17 protein-coding genes are annotated in these 19247 nt (G+C 71.4%); 13 read left to right on the top strand and 4 right to left on the bottom strand.

Annotation, left to right across the window (positions count from 1 at the left end; all coding sequences use genetic code 11):
• From ACIREI_RS01420 to ACIREI_RS01475, 12 genes are all read left to right on the top strand, one after another.
• Entirely contained in the window at nt 1–951 is a 951-nt protein-coding gene (locus tag ACIREI_RS01420; protein ID WP_403326008.1) for a carbohydrate ABC transporter permease, read from the top strand.
• Entirely contained in the window at nt 951–1886 is a 936-nt protein-coding gene (locus ACIREI_RS01425) for a carbohydrate ABC transporter permease (protein ID WP_403326010.1), read from the top strand. Before ACIREI_RS01420 ends, ACIREI_RS01425 begins: the two co-directional genes overlap by 1 nt.
• Complete coding sequence (locus ACIREI_RS01430; protein ID WP_403326012.1) at nt 1883–4426, top strand: beta-galactosidase; 2544 nt, start codon at nt 1883–1885, stop codon at nt 4424–4426. The genes ACIREI_RS01425 and ACIREI_RS01430 overlap by 4 nt, the downstream gene beginning before the upstream one ends.
• A 13-nt stretch (nt 4427–4439) precedes the next feature.
• Nucleotides 4440–5693 carry an ROK family protein gene (locus ACIREI_RS01435; protein WP_403326015.1) on the top strand — a complete coding sequence of 418 codons (1254 nt, stop codon included), beginning with the start codon at nt 4440–4442 and terminating at the stop codon, nt 5691–5693.
• A gap of 251 nt (nt 5694–5944) precedes the next feature.
• Entirely contained in the window at nt 5945–7060 is a 1116-nt protein-coding gene (locus tag ACIREI_RS01440) for a Gfo/Idh/MocA family protein (RefSeq protein ID WP_403326017.1), read from the top strand.
• Complete coding sequence (locus ACIREI_RS01445) at nt 7057–7995, top strand: PmoA family protein (RefSeq protein WP_403326020.1); 939 nt, start codon at nt 7057–7059, stop codon at nt 7993–7995. The genes ACIREI_RS01440 and ACIREI_RS01445 overlap by 4 nt, the downstream gene beginning before the upstream one ends.
• Nucleotides 7989–8741 (top strand): cupin, encoded by a 753-nt coding sequence (locus ACIREI_RS01450; protein WP_403326022.1) that lies wholly within the window; start codon nt 7989–7991, stop codon nt 8739–8741. The genes ACIREI_RS01445 and ACIREI_RS01450 overlap by 7 nt, the downstream gene beginning before the upstream one ends.
• Nucleotides 8742–8806: 65 nt before the next feature.
• Nucleotides 8807–10090 carry an ABC transporter substrate-binding protein gene (locus ACIREI_RS01455; RefSeq protein WP_403326024.1) on the top strand — a complete coding sequence of 428 codons (1284 nt, stop codon included), beginning with the start codon at nt 8807–8809 and terminating at the stop codon, nt 10088–10090.
• Nucleotides 10087–11031, top strand: a complete 945-nt coding sequence (locus tag ACIREI_RS01460) for a carbohydrate ABC transporter permease (protein WP_403326026.1) — start codon at nt 10087–10089, stop codon at nt 11029–11031. Before ACIREI_RS01455 ends, ACIREI_RS01460 begins: the two co-directional genes overlap by 4 nt.
• Nucleotides 11028–11894 carry a carbohydrate ABC transporter permease gene (locus ACIREI_RS01465; RefSeq protein WP_403326029.1) on the top strand — a complete coding sequence of 289 codons (867 nt, stop codon included), beginning with the start codon at nt 11028–11030 and terminating at the stop codon, nt 11892–11894. The genes ACIREI_RS01460 and ACIREI_RS01465 overlap by 4 nt, the downstream gene beginning before the upstream one ends.
• 5 nt (nt 11895–11899) lie before the next feature.
• Entirely contained in the window at nt 11900–12499 is a 600-nt protein-coding gene (locus ACIREI_RS01470; protein WP_403326031.1) for a hypothetical protein, read from the top strand.
• Nucleotides 12500–12631: 132 nt separating this feature from the next.
• Complete coding sequence (locus ACIREI_RS01475; protein ID WP_403326033.1) at nt 12632–13357, top strand: DUF4328 domain-containing protein; 726 nt, start codon at nt 12632–12634, stop codon at nt 13355–13357.
• 52 nt (nt 13358–13409) lie between these two features.
• Here ACIREI_RS01475 and ACIREI_RS01480 read toward each other — a convergent pair whose 3' ends face one another.
• Nucleotides 13410–15665 carry a heavy metal translocating P-type ATPase gene (locus tag ACIREI_RS01480; RefSeq protein ID WP_403326036.1) on the bottom strand — a complete coding sequence of 752 codons (2256 nt, stop codon included), beginning with the start codon at nt 15663–15665 and terminating at the stop codon, nt 13410–13412.
• 67 nt (nt 15666–15732) lie between these two features.
• The gene (locus ACIREI_RS01485) at nt 15733–15948 is read right to left on the bottom strand and encodes a heavy-metal-associated domain-containing protein (protein ID WP_403326038.1); all 216 of its coding nucleotides are present in this window, start codon (nt 15946–15948) and stop codon (nt 15733–15735) included.
• 188 nt (nt 15949–16136) lie between these two features.
• Here ACIREI_RS01485 and ACIREI_RS01490 point away from each other — a divergent pair, with 188 nt between their 5' ends.
• Entirely contained in the window at nt 16137–17087 is a 951-nt protein-coding gene (locus tag ACIREI_RS01490) for a hypothetical protein (RefSeq protein WP_403326041.1), read from the top strand.
• 2 nt (nt 17088–17089) lie between these two features.
• On the opposite strand, the gene ACIREI_RS01495 is transcribed toward ACIREI_RS01490, so the two are convergent.
• Both ACIREI_RS01495 and ACIREI_RS01500 read right to left on the bottom strand, forming a co-directional pair.
• Nucleotides 17090–18163, bottom strand: coding sequence for a FecCD family ABC transporter permease (locus tag ACIREI_RS01495; RefSeq protein WP_403326043.1), 1074 nt, complete (start codon nt 18161–18163; stop codon nt 17090–17092).
• Nucleotides 18160–19233, bottom strand: coding sequence for a FecCD family ABC transporter permease (locus tag ACIREI_RS01500; protein ID WP_403326851.1), 1074 nt, complete (start codon nt 19231–19233; stop codon nt 18160–18162). Before ACIREI_RS01500 ends, ACIREI_RS01495 begins: the two co-directional genes overlap by 4 nt.
• Nucleotides 19234–19247 lie beyond the last annotated feature (14 nt).

Below are 19247 nucleotides of genomic sequence, written 5' to 3' on the forward strand. Positions count from 1 at the left end.
ATGGCGGCCATCTCGAAGCCGGCCTCGACGGAGGTCCCGAAGACCGGGACCTCCTCGAAGCGGCGGCGCCGTGAGGCGCTCTCGTTCTATCTGTTCGTCTCGCCGTGGGTGATCGGGTTCCTGGTCTTCCTGTTCGGGCCGATGATCGCGTCGCTCTACTACTCCATGACCGACTGGGATTCGTTCACCTCGCCCGTCTGGGTCGGGTTCCAGAACTACGTCACGCTGATCACCGACGACCCCAGGTTCTGGAGGGCGCTGTGGCACACCTTCTACTACGCGGCGGTCTCGGTCCCGCTCGGCCTGGTGCTCGGCCTGTGGCTGGCGAATCTGCTCAACAAGCAGGTACGCGCCCGGAAACTGCTGCGCACGCTGATCTATCTGCCGACCCTGGTGCCGCTCGTCGCCACGGCGATGATCTTCCGGCAGGTGCTCGCCCCGAACGGCCCGTTCAATGACGGCCTCGGCCTGTTCGGCATCTCGGGCCCGTCCTGGCTGCTCGACGGGGACTGGGCGACCCCCGCGCTGATCGTGATGTCGGCATGGAGCGCGGGCGCCGCGACGGTGCTGCTGCTCGCCGCGATGAAGGGCATCCCGAAGGAGCTGTACGAGGCGGCCGAGGTCGACGGCGCGGGCGCGGTGCGGCAGTTCTGGAGCATCACGCTGCCGCACCTGACCCCGATCATCTTCTTCAACCTGATCATGGGGATGATCGGCGCCTTCCAGGTCTTCGCCCAGGTGTACATCCTGGTGCCGAAGGGCAAGCTGCCCGCGGCCTACGCCGGGGCCGAGACGATGGTGCCCTACCTCTTCGACGAGGCCTTCGGGAACTACCACATGGGCTACGCGTCGGCGATCTCCTGGCTGCTGTTCCTCGTGGTCCTCGTCTTCACGCTCATCGCATTCCGCACCGCCCGGCGCTGGGTGTTCTACGAAACAGAGGTGAAGTGATGGCCGGCCTCCTGACCACCCCGGCGCCGCAGCGAACGCAGGAGGGCGCCCCGCCGCGCAAGGCCCGTATGGGACAAGGCCCCGGCAGGCTACGGGCGTTCCGGGCCACCCCGTTCACGTACGCGACGCTGATCGTCGTGGCGGCGATCCTCACCATGCCCCTGGTGTTCGTCGGCTCCATCGCGCTGTCCAGCGACGCCACGGTGAACACCAACTCCTTCACCCTGTTCCCGACCGAGTTCCACTGGGAGAACTTCACCCGGGCCTTCGGCTCCGAGCTGCCGATGGGCCGCTTCCTGATCAACTCGGTGATCATCTCGCTCTGTTCGGTCGCCGGGCAGATGCTCTCCAGCGGCCTGGTCGGCTACGCCTTCGCCCGACTGCGGGCCCCCGGCAAGAACGCGCTGTTCCTGATCGTCATCGCCACCATGATGATCCCGACGCAGATCACGATGATCCCGCAGTTCATCCTCTTCCGGGAGCTGGGCTGGGTGAACACCTATCTGCCGCTGATCGTGCCGAACTTCTTCTCCAACGCCTTCAACGTCTTCCTGGTACGGCAGTTCGTCTCCCGGCTGCCCAGCCAGCTCGACGAGGCGGCCATGGTCGACGGTCTCGGCTTCTTCGGCATCTACCGGCGGATCATGCTGCCGATGCTGTGGCCGGTGCTCATCGCGATCGGCATCTTCACCCTGACCCACACGTGGGGCGACTTCATGGGCCCGCTGATCTATCTGAACGACGAGTCCAAGATGCCGCTGTCGCTGGGCATCCAGTACATCACCAGCACCTCGGCGGCGGGCCAGTCACCCGCGTGGAACCTGGTGATGGTCGGCTCGATCCTGCTCGCACTGCCCATGATCATCGTTTACTACCTGGGCCAGAAGTACCTGTACGAAATGGACATCAGCGGCGGAAGCGCGGGAGTGAAGTGACCACCATCCACGTAGACGGCCGGGGCGTGTGGATCGACGGCCGTCCGCGCACCCTGCTGTGCGCCTCACTGTTCTACTTCCGCCTCCCGCGGGAGCAGTGGCGCGAGCGGCTGGAACAGGTACGGGCGTCTGGGTACACCTGCGTCGACGTCTATCTGCCCTGGAACTTCCACGAGTTGGCGCCCGGCCGCTGGTCCTTCGAGGGCCGCCGGGACGTCGCCGCCTTCCTGGACCTCGCGCACGAGGCGGGCCTGTACGTCATCGCGCGGCCGGGACCGTACATCTGCTCCGAGTGGGACGGCGGCGCGCTGCCCGCATGGCTGGGCCTGGACGACGATTTGAGGGTCCGTCAGAACGAGCCCCGCTATCTGGAGCAGGTCACCGCGTGGTTCGACCAGGTGCTGCCGCTGCTGGCGGAGCGTCAGTACGGGGCGGGCGGTTCGGTGATCATGGTGCAGTTGGAGAACGAGCTGGACTTCTTCGACTGCGCGGACCGCCCCGGGTACCTCACCGCCCTGCGGGACACGGCACTTCGGCACGGCATCACCGTGCCGCTCATCGCCTGCTCCGGCCAGGGCGACCTCGCGGGCGCCACCGGGGACGTGGACGGAGTCGTACCCGCCTGCAACTTCTACCCGGACGACGACTCCCCGGACATCGAGGCCGAGGTGCGCCGCTACGCCGCTCTGGTCGCGGAACGCGGGGTGCCGCTGCTGGTCACCGAGACGAACCGGCGCCACCGGACCCTGCGGCGGCTGCTGGCGAGCGGCGCCAAGCTGATCGCGCCGTATCTCCAGTCGTCCGGCTGGAACTTCGGTTACACCCCGTCGAGCGGCAACTGGGGGCGCCCCGGCAACTTCATGAGCCACGGCTACGACTTCGGCGGATACGTCACGTCCACCGGCGTGGCCCGGCCGGAGTACGCGGAGGCGCAGGTCCTCGCACGGGTCGTCGAGGCGTGGGGCGACCGGCTGGCCCTCGCGGTCCCGGGGGCGGCGGACACCGAGGTGGCCTGCGACTTCCCGACGGGTTCGGAGGCGGCCGCCCTGGACCTGCCGGCGGGCGGCCGCCTGGTGGCCGTACCGCATCTCGGAACGGAGCCGGGCACGGCGGTCGTTCAGGGCGTGCCCGTAGCGGTCGCGCCGGGGTCCTGCCCTCTGATGGCGGTGGACGTACCGTTGCGGCCCTGGGGATCGGCGGCGGCCCTGACGCTCGCCTCGGCGGACCTCGTGGCGGCCGCGGACGGGGCGCTGGTGTTCTCCTCCGACGTGCCGGTCACCGTCGTACTGGACGGGACGCGGACCGTGATCCCGGTGTCCGGCAACAGGACCGTGGCGGGAGTGACGCTCGTCGTGCTGCCGTCGGCGGACGCCGCGCGGCTGCGGTCGGTCGATCCCGACGGCACCGTGCACCTCACCGACGCGCCGCAGCAGCCCGAAAAGGCCGCGCGGACCGCCGTGCGCGAGGTGCGGCGGCGGTCCGACACGGCCCCCGAGCAGTCGGCCGGGCTGCACACGCTGCCGCCCACGCTGGAGTCACTCGGGGCCTACCGGGGCCGTGGCCTCTACCGGACCACCACCGATCTGACGGACGTCGACGCGCTGCTGCTCACCGGCGCCGCCGACATCGTCGACCTGACGGTGGCGGGCCGGACGCACCCGCCGATCGCCGGGTTCGGCGCGGCGCGACGCATCGACATACGGGACGTGACGGGCAGCGTCGCGATCGAGGCCGTCGTGGAGATCTGGGGCCACGCCAACTTCGACGACGCCCGCCTGCCCGCCCTCCGTCTCGGCGCGCTGCGGGGCCTCGGCACCCTCTGGAAGGTCCGGGACACCACGGACGTGTCCTCCCTGTGGACGGTGCACGGCCACTGGGCGGGGGCGCCCGCGCCCACCCGGGTGCTCGGCGGCTGGAGCAGCACCCGCGTCGCGGCGCCGGTCACCTACACCCGTACCGTCCACTCGCCCACCCCGTCGGCGCTGCATCTGCGCGGGGTCGTCGAACCGCTGCGGGTGAGCGTGGACGACGGGGAGCCGGAGACCGTCCACGCCGAGAACCCCTGGGTGCTGCTGACCGCAGGCACCCACCAGGTCTCGGTCACCCTGCCGCACCACCCGAGCGGTCCCGCCCTGCGCGCCGAACTGCTGGCGCTCGACTCCGTACGGGACTGGTCGTGCGCGGTACAGGACGACGAGCTGCTGACCGCGTTCGCCGCCGGCGCCGGCCGCACGGAGGAGGTACGGCTCCCGCTGGCGCTGAAACCGGGGGAGGAGGCATGGCTCGACGTCGACCTGCCGGCGTCACCGGACGGATATCTGGTCCGGCTGGACGCCACGCAGGTCCGGGTGACCGGATGGGCCGGCGGCGAGTGCGTGGGGCGCGTCTGGGCCGGCGACCGGCCCGATTTCTCGGGCGGTGACCCCGACGCGCTCTGGGTACCGCCCAACTGGCCGGGCCTGACCCTGCTCGCCCAGGGTATTGAGGGGCGTGGGACGCCGGAGATCCGTACGCTGTGGCTGGGGGGACCGACCGACTGAGGGGGAAACACCGGTGGCCCGGCACACGGTCCGAGACGTTCGCAGCGAGAACCGTTTCGAGGTGCTGCACGCCCTGTTCGACCTCGGGCCGTCGTCCCGTCAGGAACTCGCCCGGCACACGGGGCTCAGCCAGGCCACCGTGACGACGCTGGCCGGCCAGTTCCTGGCGGAGGGCGTGCTGCACATCGCCGCCGTGGAGCGCAACGCCGTGGGACGGCCGTACGAACGGCTCACCATCAACCCGGACCGGGGCCGCATCGTCGGTGTCGACGTAGCCGAGACCTACGTCGACGCCACGGTGTACGATCTCGCGCTCGGCGTCCTGGCCCGGCACGAGGTGGCCCTCGACGAGCACCAGAACGACCAGGCCTACGTCGTCGACGGCATCGTCGGCGCGATCGAGGCGGCCCTGGACGCGGCCGGGACCGAGCGCGACCGGATCGTGGGAGTCGGGGTCAGCATGCCGGGCCACGTGCACCACGACGCCGGGGTCTCCGTCTTCGCGCCGAACTGGGACTGGCACGACGTCCACATCGAGGAACTGCTGGCCGAGCGGCTGCGGTTGCCGGTGTACGTCGACAATCCGCTCAAGGCGGCGATCCTGTCCGAGATGTGGTTCGGCGCCGGACGCGTCGTCGACAGCATGGCCGTGGTCAACATCGGCACCGGGGCCGGAGCCGGCATCGCGATCGAGGGCACCCTGGTCCGCGGCATCACCAACAACGCCGGCGAATGGGGACACACCCTCCTGATGCTGGACGGCCGCCCGTGCCGCTGCGGCCGGCACGGGTGCGTGGAGGCGTACGTCGGCGCCCCCGGCCTGGAGGCGACGCTGGCCGAGATCGACCCGTCCCATCCGGCGCTGGGACAGCCCGGGCAGCGCGACCTCGTCGAGACCGTCGCCGGCGGCCTGGCCGCGGGGGACCCGGTGCTGCGGGAGCTCGTCCGGCGCACGGGCCGCTATCTCGCCGCCGCCCTCGGCGACCTCGTCAACCTGCTCAACGTCCCGAAGGTGACGCTCACCGGCTGGCTGCCCAAGGCGCTCGCCCCGTGGCTCGTCCCCGCCGTTCGGGACGAACTGCCCCGTCACGTGCTGCCGGGTTCCCTGCCCGGCCTGACCGTCGAGGTGTCCGAGGTGCCCGGCAACGCCGTGTGTCTGGGCATGGCCGCCTTCACCTTGGAGCAGTTCCTCGCCCGGCTCGGCCTGGTCAGCCAGGCCCGGACCCGGTCGCAGTCGGGTGCCGAGACCGTCCAGCCGATCGGCTGACGCGCCCGCCCGACGGCCCCTCGCCGTGCCGAATCGAGCCACGCCACCGCTCCTGAGCCCTTCGTGATCTTCATCCCGTTTGACTGCCCGTCTGGAAGGGGAGCGTGCGGGGTGAGCCGAGCCGAACGGTCAAGGCTTTGCTCATCTCGCCGCAGAGGGGTTGTCCTGACATTCGGTCCCTGCCTAGGGTCGCCCTCGAAGTGCAAGCGCTTTCTGAGCGGGCTGTCCGTCGGCCGTCCGAGGAGAACTGCATGTCCCCAAGTACCGCCCGACGCCGCGTCGCCGTCATCGGCACCGGCGCCATCGTCAGCGGCAGCCATCTCCCCGCCTTGAGACACCACGCGGACCGGGTGGAGCTGGTCGCCGCCGTCGACGTGGACCGGGCCAGGCTGGACGCCTTCCGGGAACTCGCGGGCGACGACTTGGCCGGGTACACCTCGACGGGCGAGATGCTGGACGCCGTACGCCCCGACCTGGTGCTGATCGGCACACCGCCGTCCCTGCACCGGGAGCAGACGGTCGCCGCCCTCAAGGCGGGTGCCTGGGTGCTCTGCGAGAAGCCGCTCTGCCTGTCCCTCGCCGAGTACGACGACATCGCGGCGGCCGAGGAGGCGTCGGGCGCGTACGCGTCGGTCGTCTTCCAGCACCGCTACGGATCCGGCGCGGTGCACGCCCGTGAGCTGATCGCCGGCGGTGAGCTGGGCGCCCCGCTCGTCGCGCACTGCCAGACCACCTGGCACCGTGACGCCGCCTACTACGCCGTGCCGTGGCGCGGGAAGTGGGCCAGCGAAGGCGGCGGGCCCACCATGGGACACGGCATCCACCAGTTCGACCTGCTGCTGCACCTGCTCGGGCCGTGGGCGGAGATCCGGGCCATGGCCACGCGCCTGGTCCACGACACCGAGAGCGAGGACGTCTCCACGGCCCTCGTACGCTTCGAGAACGGCGCCCTCGCCACCGTCGTCAACAGCGTGCTGTCCCCGCACGAGGTGAGCCGCATCCGCATCGACTGCTCCGACGCGACGGTCGAACTCACCCACCTGTACGGCCACCGCAACGACGACTGGGTGTACACCCCGGCCCCGCACGTCCCCTCCGAGCGCGCCACCGCCTGGCGCACCCCCGCCGCGGACGTGCCCAGCTCGCACACGGCACAGCTCGGCGCCCTCCTCGACGCCTACGACAACGGTGTCCGGCCGCCCGGGAGCGGTCCGGACGCCCGGGCCACCCTCGACTTCGCCGCCGCCCTCTACAAGGCCGCCTTCACGGGAAGCCCGGTGCTCGCGGGCGAGATCCGGCCCGGCGACCCCTTCTACCCGGCCATGCACGGCGACCACCCCCACTGGGCCCCCAAGGAGCGCGCATGAGCATCCGCGTCAGTCACGTCCACGGCGACCACATCGCCGTCGAGGCGGCAGGCGGCACGGAGATCCTCCGCTACGTCTACCGCCCCGACCCGGATGCCTTCGAGTCCCGCAAGCCCTACGCCCACCCGGTGCGCACCCTCGCCGGGCACACCGTGACCGGCTACCGGCCGAACGACCACCGCTGGCACAAGGGCCTGCAGATGACGGCGAGTCACTTGTCCGGGCAGAACTTCTGGGGCGGCAACTGCTATGTCCACGGCGAGGGTTACCTCGCCCTGCCCGAGCGGGTCGGCTCCATGCGGCACGACGGCTTCGCCGACTTCACGGCCGAGGACGACCGGCTCGCCTTCACCGAGGAGCTCACCTGGGTCGAGAACGGCGGCGAGGAGTGGGCGCGCGAGGTGCGCGGGCTGACCGTCCACTCGGTGGACGAGGAGGCGGGTGCCTGGGCCCTGGACTGGTCGATCCGGCTGACCAACCTCCGTGCCGTGCCGCTGGCCTTCGGCTCGCCCACCACCGCCGGCCGTGAGATGGCCGGCTACACCGGACTCCAGTGGCGCGGCCCCCGGGACTTCACCGGCGGCACCGCCTTCGGCCCCGACCTCGACGGCGGAGCGGGCGCCGACGCGGGCAAGCTGATGGGCACCCAGGGGCCGTGGCTGGCCTTCACCGCCGAACACGACGACGTCGACGGGCACTCCACGCTCGTCTTCGCGCACGCCCCCGAGAACCTCGACGAGAACGCCGCGATCCACGAGTCCCACTGGTTCGTGCGCTCCGAGCCGATCCCGACGGTGGCGTTCTCCTGGGCGTTCTTCGAGGAGTTCGAGCTGCCGCCGGGCCAGTCCTTCGCGTACCGGTATCGCGTCGTGTTCGCCGACGGGGCCTGGGACCGGGAGCGGGTGGCCGCTCATCTGGAGGGGCTGCCGTGGTGAAGCCGAACCTTCCGCACCCGCTGCCCGGCGCCGTCGGCCTGTCCCACCTCAGCGCATACGACTGGGAGGCCGCCGACGGTGTGTGCGGCGGCAGCCCGCATCTGCATCTGGTGTGCACGGAGGCGTACGTCGTCACCGGGGGCCGGGGTGCCGTGCAGACGCTGAGCCCGGACGGCTACCGGGACATCCCCCTGGAGCCGGGCTCCGTCGCCTGGTTCACGCCCGGGACCGTGCACCGTATGGTCCAGGGCGGCGATCTGCGCATCACCGTGCTGATGCAGAACAGCGGACTGCCCGAGGCCGGGGACGCCGTCTTCACCTTCCCGCCCGAGGTGCTCGCCGACCCCGAGAAGTACGCGGCGGCCGCGGCGATCCCGCCCGGCACGGGAGCGGAGACGGCGGCTGCCGCGCGCCGCCGCCGGGACCTCGCCGTCGAGGGCTACCTCGCCCTGCGCGAGGCGCTCGTCGCCGGTGACAGCGGCCCGTACGTGGAATTCCAGCGCGCCGCCGCCCGCCTCGTCCGTGCCAAGGTGCCGAACTGGCGGGAGCTTTGGCGGGCGGGCGCGCTGGCCACGGCCGAGCGCACGGGCGCACAGCTCGACGCGCTGGAGGCGGGCGAACCGGCGTATCTCGCCGAGGCGACCTCGTACGAGACCGCGCCCACCAGGCTCGGCGGCTTCGGCATGTGCGGCCGCCGTGACGAGTACAACCTGCCCGGGACGACGTTGCCGTACGGCGGCGAGTAACGGGCCAAGGGGGGGCCGAAGGGGGGGCCAACAGAAAGTCCGAGGAGAGAAGAGGTGACCTCGGCATGCCCGGACACAGGACAAAGGGGTTCTGCGCGTCGGCCGCCGCACTCGTGCTCTGCACGATGCTGGCGGGCTGCGGAGGATCCGGGGAGTCGGTCGGCGGCGGCAAGGTCGTGCTGCGCTACACGTGGTGGGGCAACCCCGACCGCGCGGAACGCACCGAGCAGGCCGTCGCCCTGTTCGAGAAACAGCACCCGAACATCCAGGTGCAGACGTCGTTCTCGGCCTATGAGGCCTACAAGCAGAAGCTCGCCACGCAGGCGGCCGGCGGCGACGCCCCCGACGTGATGCAGCTCGACTACCGGCAGATCGACCAGTACGCCTCCGGTGGTGTCCTGCTCGACCTGGCCGGTCAGAAGGCCGTACTGCGCACCGGTGAGATCGACGCGGGTCTGCTCGTCACCGGGCGGCTGGACGGCACGCAGTACGCGATACCGCAGGGCCGCGGCACCGAGACGGTCGTCTACGACGTCAAGGCATGGAAGGCGTCCGGCGTGCCGCTCCCGGGCCGGAGCTGGACCTGGAGCGAATGGGCCGACGCCATGCGCGCGTTGGCGAGGAAGACCGGCAAGCCCGGCGCCACCGACCCCGGCCAGAGCGAGGACTGCTTCGAGGTCTGGCTGCGCGGCCAGGGCAAGTCGCTCTACACCGAGGACGGCGGACTCGGCTTCACCGCCGGCGACCTGACACGCTGGTGGACCTTCACCGACCGGCTCCGGCGCGAGGGTGCCGTCTCGCCCGCCGAGCAGACCACCCAGCTCGACGGCTCCGTGGAGAACACCCCGCTCGGGCGCGGCGAGGCGACGGCCGACGCCAACTGGGACGCCCCGTCCAGCGGTTACCTCGCCCTCATACCGACCGGCGTCGCGCTCGCACCGATGCCGTCGGGCGAGGACGGCACACCGGGCCAGTACTTCAAGCCGTCCATGTTCCTGGGGGTCGGGGCCAACACCGGTCACCCCAAGGAGGCCGCACAGCTCGTCGACTTCCTCATCAACGACGAGCAGGCGGGGAAGATCCTCGGCGCCACCCGAGGCATCCCCGTCAACGAGTCCGTCCGCGAGTCGATCGAGCCGCACCTCAAGGACTTCGACAAGACGATCGCCGACTACCAGGCCTCGCTGGAGGGTTCCCTCAAGAACCCGCCCCAGGCCCCGCCCTCGGGTGACAACGCCCTGCAGACCACCTTCCAGCGCGACTACGACCAGGTCTCCTACGAGCGCATGTCGCCCCGCGAGGCGGCCGAGAACTACGTCACCGAGGCGAAGGCGGAGCTGAGGTCATGACCACCACCGACATCCCCGCGCCCGCCGCCAGGAAGCCGGGGGCGACCACCGCGCCGAAGCGCCGCCCCAAACGCGAAAGCCAGGGCCCCGCCTGGGTGTTCCTGTCCCCGTGGGTGCTCGGCGCGATCGTCCTGACGCTGCTGCCGATGGCCGTCTCGCTGTATCTGTCCTTCACCGACTACGACCTGTTCAACCCGCCGCGCTGGGTGGGCCTGCGCAACTACGTCCAGATGTTCACCGAGGACCCGCGCTACTGGCGGTCGGTGCTGACCACACTGACGTACGTCGTCATCGCGGTGCCGCTGCAACTCGCGCTGGCCCTCGTCGTCGCGCTCGCCCTGAAAGGCATGAAACGCGGCAAGGGCTTCTACCGGTCGGCCTTCTACGCGCCCTCGCTGCTCGGCGCGTCGATGTCGATCGCCCTCGTCTGGCGCGCGATCTTCAACGACGGCGGCACGGTGGACAACCTGCTCGGCACCGGCGGCTGGGTCAACAAACCCGGCTGGGCGCTGCTCGCCGTGGCCCTGCTGACGGTGTGGCAGTTCGGGGCGCCGATGGTCATCTTCCTGGCCGGCCTCCAGCAGATCCCGGCCGAGCTGTACGAGGCGGCGGCCGTCGACGGGGCCGGGAAATGGCGGCAGTTCCTGTCCGTCACGGTGCCGATGCTGTCACCCGTCCTCTTCTTCAACCTGGTCCTCCAGACCATCCAGGCCTTCCAGGTCTTCACGCCCGCCTTCGCGATCGGCGCGGGCAAGGGCGGCCCCGCCGACTCGACCCTCGTCTACACCCTCTACCTCTACGACCGCGGATTCGTCGCCTCCCACATGGGCTACGCCTCCGCCATGGCCTGGGTGCTGCTGATCGTGATCGGTGCCGTCACGGCGGTGCTGTTCCGCACCTCGCGCTCCTGGGTCTTCTACGCCTCCGAGGGGGACCGATGACCACCACCACAACTCCGGTTGCCCGCAAGCCCGTTGCCTGGGGCCGGATCGCCCTGCACGTCGGCTGTCTGGCCGCGCTGCTGGTCATGCTGTACCCGCTGGCCTGGCTGCTGGCCACCTCGCTCAAGCCCGCCGACGAGGTCATCGCGAGCCTGAACCTGCTGCCCCGCCACCTGGAATGGTCCAACTACTCCACCGCCCTGGACGGCGTCAACGACGTGTCGATCTGGCGGCTGCTGTCCAACTCGCTGCTGATCGCGGGCGGCGCGGTCCTCGGCAACGTCATCAGCTGCTCGCTCGCCGCCTACGCCTTCGCACGCCTGCGCTTCCGCTTCCGCGGACCGCTGTTCGCCTTCATGATCGCGACGATCATGCTGCCGCACCACGCGGTGCTGATCCCGCAGTACATCATCTTCAACCAGCTCGGCCTGGTGAACACCTACTGGCCGCTGATCCTGCCGAAGTTCCTGGCGACGGAGGCGTTCTTCGTCTTCCTCATCGTGCAGTTCATGCGGGGTCTGCCGCGCGAGCTGGAGGAGGCGGCCCGCATCGACGGCTGCGGTCCGTTCCGCAGCTTCTTCAAGGTCGTCCTTCCGCTCACCCGGCCCGCGCTGATCACCACGGCGATCTTCACCTTCATCTGGACCTGGCACGACTTCTTCACCCAGCTCATCTACCTCTTCGACCCGGACAAGTTCACGCTCACGCTCGCCCTGCGGTCGTTCGTGGACGCGTCCAGCACCTCGGCGTTCGGCCCGATGTTCGCGATGTCCGTGATCGCGCTGCTGCCGATCGTGCTGTTCTTCCTCGCCTTCCAGCGCCTGCTGGTGGAGGGCATGGCCAGCTCCGGACTCAAGGGGTGAGCGGCATGGGAGCACGTGAGTCGGGCGAGGTCTTCGGGCCGCGGATGACCCTGTTCGCCGACGTGCTGAGCGTCGGCCTCGCCACCGCGGTGGCGTGTCTGCCGCTGGTGACCGCGCCCGCCGCACTGTCCACGGCGTGTGCGGTGCTGCGCGGCGCGGGGGAGGAGCGGCCGGCCACGGCGGGGCGGTACTTCGCCCTCCTGCGACGCCGGCTGCGGGCCGGGGACCTCGTGGCGGGCGCCGTCGCGCTCGCGGGCGTCCTGCTGTTCGCCGCGGATCTGGCACTGGCCGGGGCGGGGCTGCCCGGGGCGCCGCTGTTCGCGGTGACGGCCGCCGCGATCGGGGCAGGCACCGCGGTGGTGGGCCTCAGGGCCTGCGCCCGCCCCGAGGCGCTCACCGACTGGACGGCCGCGGTGCGCGGGGCCGCCCAGGACGCCGTGCGGGACGTGGGCGGCAACGGCCTGGTCCTGCTCGCGGTGGCCACCGCCGCCGCGTGCGCCTGGATGCTCCTGCCGCTCGCTTTCCTGGCGCCCGGACCCCTGGCACTGGCGCTCACCGCCGTCGACGTACGACGCACCGTCGGCGCTGACCGGCAGCCCGGTTGATCTGGACTGATCCCACGGACCCGCGCCCTGCGGGATTGTCATGGACGGGAAGTATGCGGTCGGCGTATCGTGCGTCGGCCGCGCCTTCTACCCGCGGACCTTTCCTTTCCGCCCGTGGGGGGCCTCATCATCATGTCCGCATCCAATGAGCTACGTCCGCGTCCCCTGCTGCCCGCAGGTGCGCCCGCGTCGTCCGTCGGCCTCATGGCCGCAGCCGTCGGAGGGCTCGCTCTCGTCGCCCTCTGCGACCTGTTCAGCCTGTTCGCCGGATTCCGGCTCCGGGCGGTGATCGACGCGGACGGCGGCTTCGTCACGGCCGCGCAGCAGGACTTCGCAGCCGCTGCCTCGCTGTACGAGACGGCCGGGAGATACCAGGTCATCGTGTACCTGCCCTGCGCGATCGTGTTCGTCGTCTGGTTCTTCCGTATGCGCCGCAACACCGGACTGCTGGCGCCCGACCGGTTCCGCAACGGACCCGGGTGGGCCGTCGGAGCCTGGCTCATCCCGCTGGTGAACCTCTGGCTGCCGTACCGCATCGCCCTCGACATGTGGGGCGCCGCCACCTTGCTGCCGGCCGCCGGTGAGCCGTACCGGGCTCGGACCTGGCCGGTGAACCTGTGGTGGGGTCTTTTCGCCTTCAGCCTCCTGTTCAACCGGTACGCCGGGGCGACATACAAGGACGCCGAGACGTCGGCGGAGATCAAGGACGCGGTGACGCAGTACATGGCCGCCGACCTGGTGCACATCCTCGCCGCCGCTGCCGCCGTCCACTTCGTCGTCCGGCTGACCGGCATGCAGCGGCTCAAGGCGATGGAGGGGCCGTACCGGTCTCAGGCCGTCAAGGACGCGTCGGCCTGAGACCGGTACGGCCCCTCGGTGGTGCCGTTCTCGGGGCGGGCGGTGCGGCGAGTCAGCTCGCGGCCCGGAACGAGCGCAGCCGCAGCGAGTTGGCGACGACGAAGACCGAGGAGAACGCCATCGCCGCACCGGCGATCATCGGGTTGAGCAGTCCGGCCGCGGCGAGCGGCAGCGCGGCCACGTTGTAGGCGAAGGCCCAGAACAGGTTCGACCGGATGGTGCCGAGCGTCCTGCGGGCGAGCCGGATGGCGTCGGCGGCGGCGCGCAGGTCGCCGCGGACCAGGGTGAGGTCGCCGGCCTCGATCGCGGCGTCCGTGCCGGTGCCCATCGCCAGACCGAGGTCGGCCTGGGCCAGGGCGGCGGCGTCGTTGACGCCGTCGCCGACCATCGCCACGGAACGGCCCTCGCCTTGCAGCCGCTTGACGACATCGGCCTTGTCCTGCGGCAGCACCTCGGCGATGACGTCCTCGGGCGCGATGCCGACCTCGCGGGCGACGGCGTCGGCGACGGCCTTGTTGTCGCCGGTCAGCAGGATCGGGGTGAGACCGAGGGCGCGCAGCCGACGGATCGCCTCCGGGCTGGTCTCCTTCACCGCGTCGGCGACCTCCAGGACCGCCCGCGCCTCACCGTCCCAGGCGACCGCGATGGCGGTACGGCCGGAGGCCTCGGCGTCGGACTTCGCGTGCGCCAGGGAGTCCGGCAGTTCCATGGCCCACTCTTCGAGGAGCCGCTCCCGGCCCACGAGCACCGCGTGGCCCTCGACCACGCCCTGCACCCCGAGACCGGGCACGTTCGCGAAGTCCTCCGGCGTCGGCAGCGAACCCAGCTTCTGAAGCGCCCCGTCGGCCACCGCACGGGCGATCGGGTGCTCGGAGGCGTGCTCCAACGCGCCCGCCAGCTGCAGGACTTCGCTCTCCTCGGCGTTGTCCGCGGTGTGCACGGCCAGCAGGGTCATCCGGCCGGTGGTCACGGTGCCCGTCTTGTCCAGGACGATCGTGTCGACCTCGCGCGTGGACTCCAGCACCTCCGGGCCCTTGATCAGGATCCCGAGCTGCGCGCCCCGGCCGGTGCCCACCATCAGCGCCGTCGGCGTGGCCAGGCCCAGAGCGCACGGGCAGGCGATGATCAGTACGGCGACCGCGGCGGTGAAGGCGGCGGTCGGCCCGGCGCCGTTGCCGAGCCAGAAGCCCAGGGTGCCCAGTGCGAGGGCGATCACGACCGGCACGAACACGGCGGAGATCCGGTCCGCGAGCCGCTGGGCCGAGGCCTTCCCGTTCTGCGCGTCCTCCACCAGCCGGGCCATCCGCGCCAGTTGGGTGTCGGCGCCCACCCGGGTGGCCTCGACGACGAGGCGGCCGCCCGCGTTGAGCGTGGCGCCGGTGACCGGGTCGCCCTGGCCCACCTCGACCGGCACGGACTCGCCGGTGAGCATCGAGGCGTCCACCGCGGAGGAGCCCTCGACGACCGTCCCGTCGGTGGCGATCTTCTCGCCGGGCCGGACCAGGAAGCGGTCGCCGACCTTCAACTCAGCGACAGGGACGGTCCGTTCGGTTCCGTCGGCGCGCAGGACGGTGACGTCCTTGGCGCCCAGCTCCAGCAGGGCCTTCAGGGCCGCGCCGGCCTTGCGCTTGGAACGGGCCTCGAAGTAGCGCCCGGCCAGGATGAAGGCGGTGACTCCGGCGGCCGCCTCCAGGTAGATGTTCCCGGAGCCGTCGCTGCGGGAGATCGTCAGCTCGAAGGGGTGCGTCATGCCCGGTTCGCCCGCGGTGCCGAGAAACAGCGCCCACAGCGACCACAGGAACGCGGCCGACGTACCGACCGAGATCAGCGTGTCCATGGTGGCGGCGCCGTGCCGCAGGTTGGTGAACGCCGCCTTGTGGAAGGGCCAGGCGGCATACGTCACGACGGGCGCCGCCAGCGTGAGCGACAGCCACTGCCAGTACTCGAACTGGAGGGCGGGGATCATGGCCATCGCGATGACGGGGACGGCGAGCGTCACGGCGGTGACCAACCGCTCGCGCAGTGGCCGTAGCTCATCGTGCCCGCCCGTGTGCCGGGGCTGCTCCTGGACGGGCGGCGCGGGCTCCTGCGCCGTGTACCCGGTCGCCTCCACGGTGGCGATCAGGTCCTGGACGGAGACGTCACCGCCGTAGCTGACCTTCGCCTTCTCGGTGGCGTAGTTGACGGTGGCGGTCACCCCGTCCATGCGGTTCAGCTTCTTCTCGATGCGCGCCGCGCACGAGGCGCAGGTCATGCCGCCGATGGCGAGTTCTATCTCGGTCGCGGGGCCGGACGCGGTGGTGGTCATCGCTGCTCCTGGTGCGAGGGCGGGCGGATCCCGGGGCGGCCGGGCTCCGACGGTTCGGGGGTGCGGGTCAGGCCGCGCGGCCGGTCAGCTCGTAGCCGGCGTCGTCGACGACGTCGGCGATCACGGCGTCGTCGGGTTCGGTGGCGCTGATGACGGTGACGTGACCGGACGCGATGTCGACATCGACGCCGGTGACGCCGTCCAGCCCGCCGATGGCCTTGGTGAGCGTGGCCTTGCAGTGGGCGCAGCTCATGCCGGAGACGGCGTAGGTGGTGGTGGACACGGGTTCCTCCTGAAGTGCGCGGTCGCGGTCGACCAGAATACGGGGCGGGGGTATCCTCGCCGATGCCATGTATACCCCCAGGGGGTAGTCAAGGCAAGCCCGGGATTGAATTGACTTCATACCCCGTGGGGGTATGGTGAAGTGCATCGAAGGCTCATATCGAAGGATCCGATCCACAGGAGACCGCCATGCATGCCGGACTGAAGATCACCGCGTTCGCCGCCGCACTGGCCGCGACCTTCGGCACCGCCTACGCCGTGGGCACGGGCGTCGACCCCGTCGTCGAGGACTCCGCGGCCGCCTCCCACGAGAGCCATGAAGAGGCGTCGTCGGCACCGGAGGGAGGTGGGGCCGAGACGGAGGTGCCCGGCGGGCTCCAGGTCTCCCAGGGCGGCTACACCCTCGACCTGAGGACTCCGAGCGTCACCGCCGGAACCCGTTCCGACCTGCGCTTCGTCATACGTGACAGCGGCGGCCGGGCCGTCACCGCCTACGAGCCCGAGCAGGAGAAGGAACTGCACCTCATCGTGGCCTCACGCGACCTGGTGACGTATCGCCACCTGCACCCCACCCGCGCCGCCGACGGCACCTGGAGCATCCCCGTCGAGCTGCCCCGCGCGGGCGGCTACCGCGTCCTGGCCGACTTCACCCCGGCGAAGAAGGGCGCCGAGAGCCTCACGCTCGGGGCGGATCTGGCGGCCTCGGGCTCCTATGAGCCGCAGAAGATGCCCACGCCGGGTTCCACCGCGAAGACCGACGGCTATGAGGTCCGTCTGGACGGCGGCCTGTTCCCGGGCAAGGAGAGCGAGCTGAAGCTCAAGGTCTCGCGAAACGGCCGCCCCGTGACCGACCTCCAGCCCTACCTCGGTGCCTACGGCCACCTGGTCGCGCTGCGCTCCGGCGACCTCGCCTACCTCCACGTCCACCCGGGCGGCGCACCCGGCGACGGCAGGACGAAGCCCGGGCCGGAGATCTCGTTCATGGCCACGGCGCCGAGCAGCGGCACGTACCGCCTGTTCCTCGACTTCAAGCACGAGGGCAAGGTGCGCACCGCGGCGTTCACCGTCCGGGCCGGAGCGGCGTCGTCCGAACCGTCGCAGGGGTCCTCGCCGGAGGCCGAGCCGAGCCACGGCCACTGACGTCAGATCCGTCCCGCCCGCCGCTGCCTGCGCAGCAGCAGCCCCAGGTACACCCCGCCGACGACCGCGGTCACCACGCCGACCGGCAACTGAGCCGACGATTGGATGCGTGGGGAGGCGAAGTCGGCGCTGACCACGAGGAATGCCCCGGTGCACGTGGCCGCGGACAGGTTGGGCCCGGGGGCCCGGGTGAGGCGGCGGGCCAGCTGTGGGGCGATGAGGGCCACGAACGGGATCGGACCGGCCGCCGCGGTGGCCACCGCGCAGGCCGCCGTGGCCAGCACCAGGATCACCAGCCGGGTGCGCTGCACCGGCACGCCCAGCCCGCCCGCCACGTCGTCGCCCATCTCCAGGATCCTCAGCCGGCTCGCGGCGAGCGCCACCAGCGGCAGCACCACGAGCAGGCCGAGGACGGCCGGCCGGACGTCCTGCCAACCCCGGCCGTTGAGGCTGCCGTTGAGCCACACCATCGCCTGCGCGGCCTGAGTGAACCGGGCCTTGGCCAGGAGATAGGCGTTCACCCCCTGGAGCAGGGCGCTGACCCCGATGCCGACCAGCACCAGCCGGTAGCCGTGGATGCCCTGCCGCCACGCCAGCAGATACACGAGGACCGCGGTCGCGAGGCCGCCGCCCACCGCCCCCACGGCGATCTGCCCGCCGGTGCCGCCGACGAGCAGGACCACCAGCAGGCCTCCGGTGGCGGAGCCGTAGGTGAAGCCGACGATGTCGGGGCTGCCCAGCGGATTGCGGGTCAGGCTCTGGAAGAGGGCACCGCTCAGACCGAGGGCCGCGCCGACCAGGATGCCGGTCAGCAGGCGGGGCAGCCGGAGGTCGTTGACCACGAAGTCGGTGCGCGGGCTGCCGTTGCCCAGCAGGGTGCGGACCACGTCCGCCGGCGAGATCGTGTACTCGCCGGTGCCGAGCGCGAGGACGCCCACGGCAGCGGTGACGGCGAGCACGAGCACGCACACCGTCACCGCGCGCACGTCCACCCGCAGCGAGAAACGGTGCGAGCGGCTCCGTACGACATGCGTACGGGCACGCGGACCGGTGCGAGCCGGCGCCCGGGTCGTCATGCGGTCACTGTCCGGCGGTAGCGGACCAGGGCGATGAACACCGGTGCGCCGACCACCGCGGTGACCACGCCCGCGTCCAGCTCGTCGGGGCGTACGGCGATCCGGCCGACGACGTCCGCGAAGAGCAGCAGGGCGGGGGCGAGGAGCATGGACAGCGGCAGCGTCCAGCGCTGGTCGGCCCCGGCGATCATGCGGGCGATGTGCGGGACGGCGAGCCCGACGAAGACCAGCGGCCCCACGGCCGAGGTCGCCGCACCGCACAGCAGCGTCATGGCCGCGAGGCCGAGGAAGCGCGTGCGGTCCACATGGGCGCCCAGCGCCCGGGCACCGTCGTCGCCCAGCGCGAGCGCGTTCAGCGGCCGGACCAGCGCCAGCGCGAGCACCAGGCCCACCGCGACGAATGGCGCGATCGTCGTGAGGGTCTCGCTGTCGGCCCGCGCGAGCGAACCCACGCTCCAGAACCGCAGTTGGTCCAGCGCCTGGGCGTCGAGCAGCATCAGCGTCTGGCTGATGCCGGTGAACACGGCGGCGACCACCGCGCCGCCGAGGGCGAGCCGCTCCGGCGTGGCGCCGCCGCGACCGCCCGAGGCCAGCGAGTACACCAGCAGCCCCGCCACCACCGCGCCCACCATGGCGAACCACACCGACGCCCACAGGCTCGTGACGCCCAGCACGGTGAGGGACAGCACCACCGCGGTGGCGGCGCCCGCGTTGATGCCGAGCAGCCCCGGATCGGCCAGCGGATTGCGGGTGAGCGCCTGGATGAGCGCGCCCGCGACACCGAGCGCGGCGCCGGCCGCGATACCGGCCAGGGTGCGCGGCACGCGAACGTCCCAGATGACGGAGGCCGCGGTGGACCCGTCGTCGTGGAGCAGCGCGTCCCATACGACGTCCGGCGACAGGGCACGCGAGCCGACCGCGAGGCTGAGCACGACGGCGGTCAGCAGCAGGAGCAGGGCGCCGAGCACGGCCAGGGTGCGGGTCGAGTTCCGGCGCCTGGGGGACTGTTTCGCGGTCTTCTTCGTCTTGCCGGTCTGTACAAGAGGGGCCGTACCGGCCTCAGTTGCCACCATGCCCTCCGCGG

Origin of the sequence: Streptomyces sp. NPDC093591 (assembly GCF_044764885.1) — a bacterium.
Lineage (GTDB): Bacteria > Actinomycetota > Actinomycetes > Streptomycetales > Streptomycetaceae > Streptomyces.

Coding starts and splice junctions, on each gene's coding strand:
- ACIREI_RS01495 (WP_403326043.1), bottom strand. CDS start 18,163: ATGACGACCCGGGCGCCGGCTCGCACCGGTCCGCGTGCCCGTACGCAT.
- ACIREI_RS01460 (WP_403326026.1), top strand. CDS start 10,087: ATGACCACCACCGACATCCCCGCGCCCGCCGCCAGGAAGCCGGGGGCG.
- ACIREI_RS01440 (WP_403326017.1), top strand. CDS start 5,945: ATGTCCCCAAGTACCGCCCGACGCCGCGTCGCCGTCATCGGCACCGGC.
- ACIREI_RS01445 (WP_403326020.1), top strand. CDS start 7,057: ATGAGCATCCGCGTCAGTCACGTCCACGGCGACCACATCGCCGTCGAG.
- ACIREI_RS01455 (WP_403326024.1), top strand. CDS start 8,807: ATGCCCGGACACAGGACAAAGGGGTTCTGCGCGTCGGCCGCCGCACTC.
- ACIREI_RS01470 (WP_403326031.1), top strand. CDS start 11,900: ATGGGAGCACGTGAGTCGGGCGAGGTCTTCGGGCCGCGGATGACCCTG.
- ACIREI_RS01420 (WP_403326008.1), top strand. CDS start 1: ATGGCGGCCATCTCGAAGCCGGCCTCGACGGAGGTCCCGAAGACCGGG.
- ACIREI_RS01480 (WP_403326036.1), bottom strand. CDS start 15,665: ATGACCACCACCGCGTCCGGCCCCGCGACCGAGATAGAACTCGCCATC.
- ACIREI_RS01425 (WP_403326010.1), top strand. CDS start 951: ATGGCCGGCCTCCTGACCACCCCGGCGCCGCAGCGAACGCAGGAGGGC.
- ACIREI_RS01465 (WP_403326029.1), top strand. CDS start 11,028: ATGACCACCACCACAACTCCGGTTGCCCGCAAGCCCGTTGCCTGGGGC.
- ACIREI_RS01475 (WP_403326033.1), top strand. CDS start 12,632: ATGTCCGCATCCAATGAGCTACGTCCGCGTCCCCTGCTGCCCGCAGGT.
- ACIREI_RS01490 (WP_403326041.1), top strand. CDS start 16,137: ATGCATGCCGGACTGAAGATCACCGCGTTCGCCGCCGCACTGGCCGCG.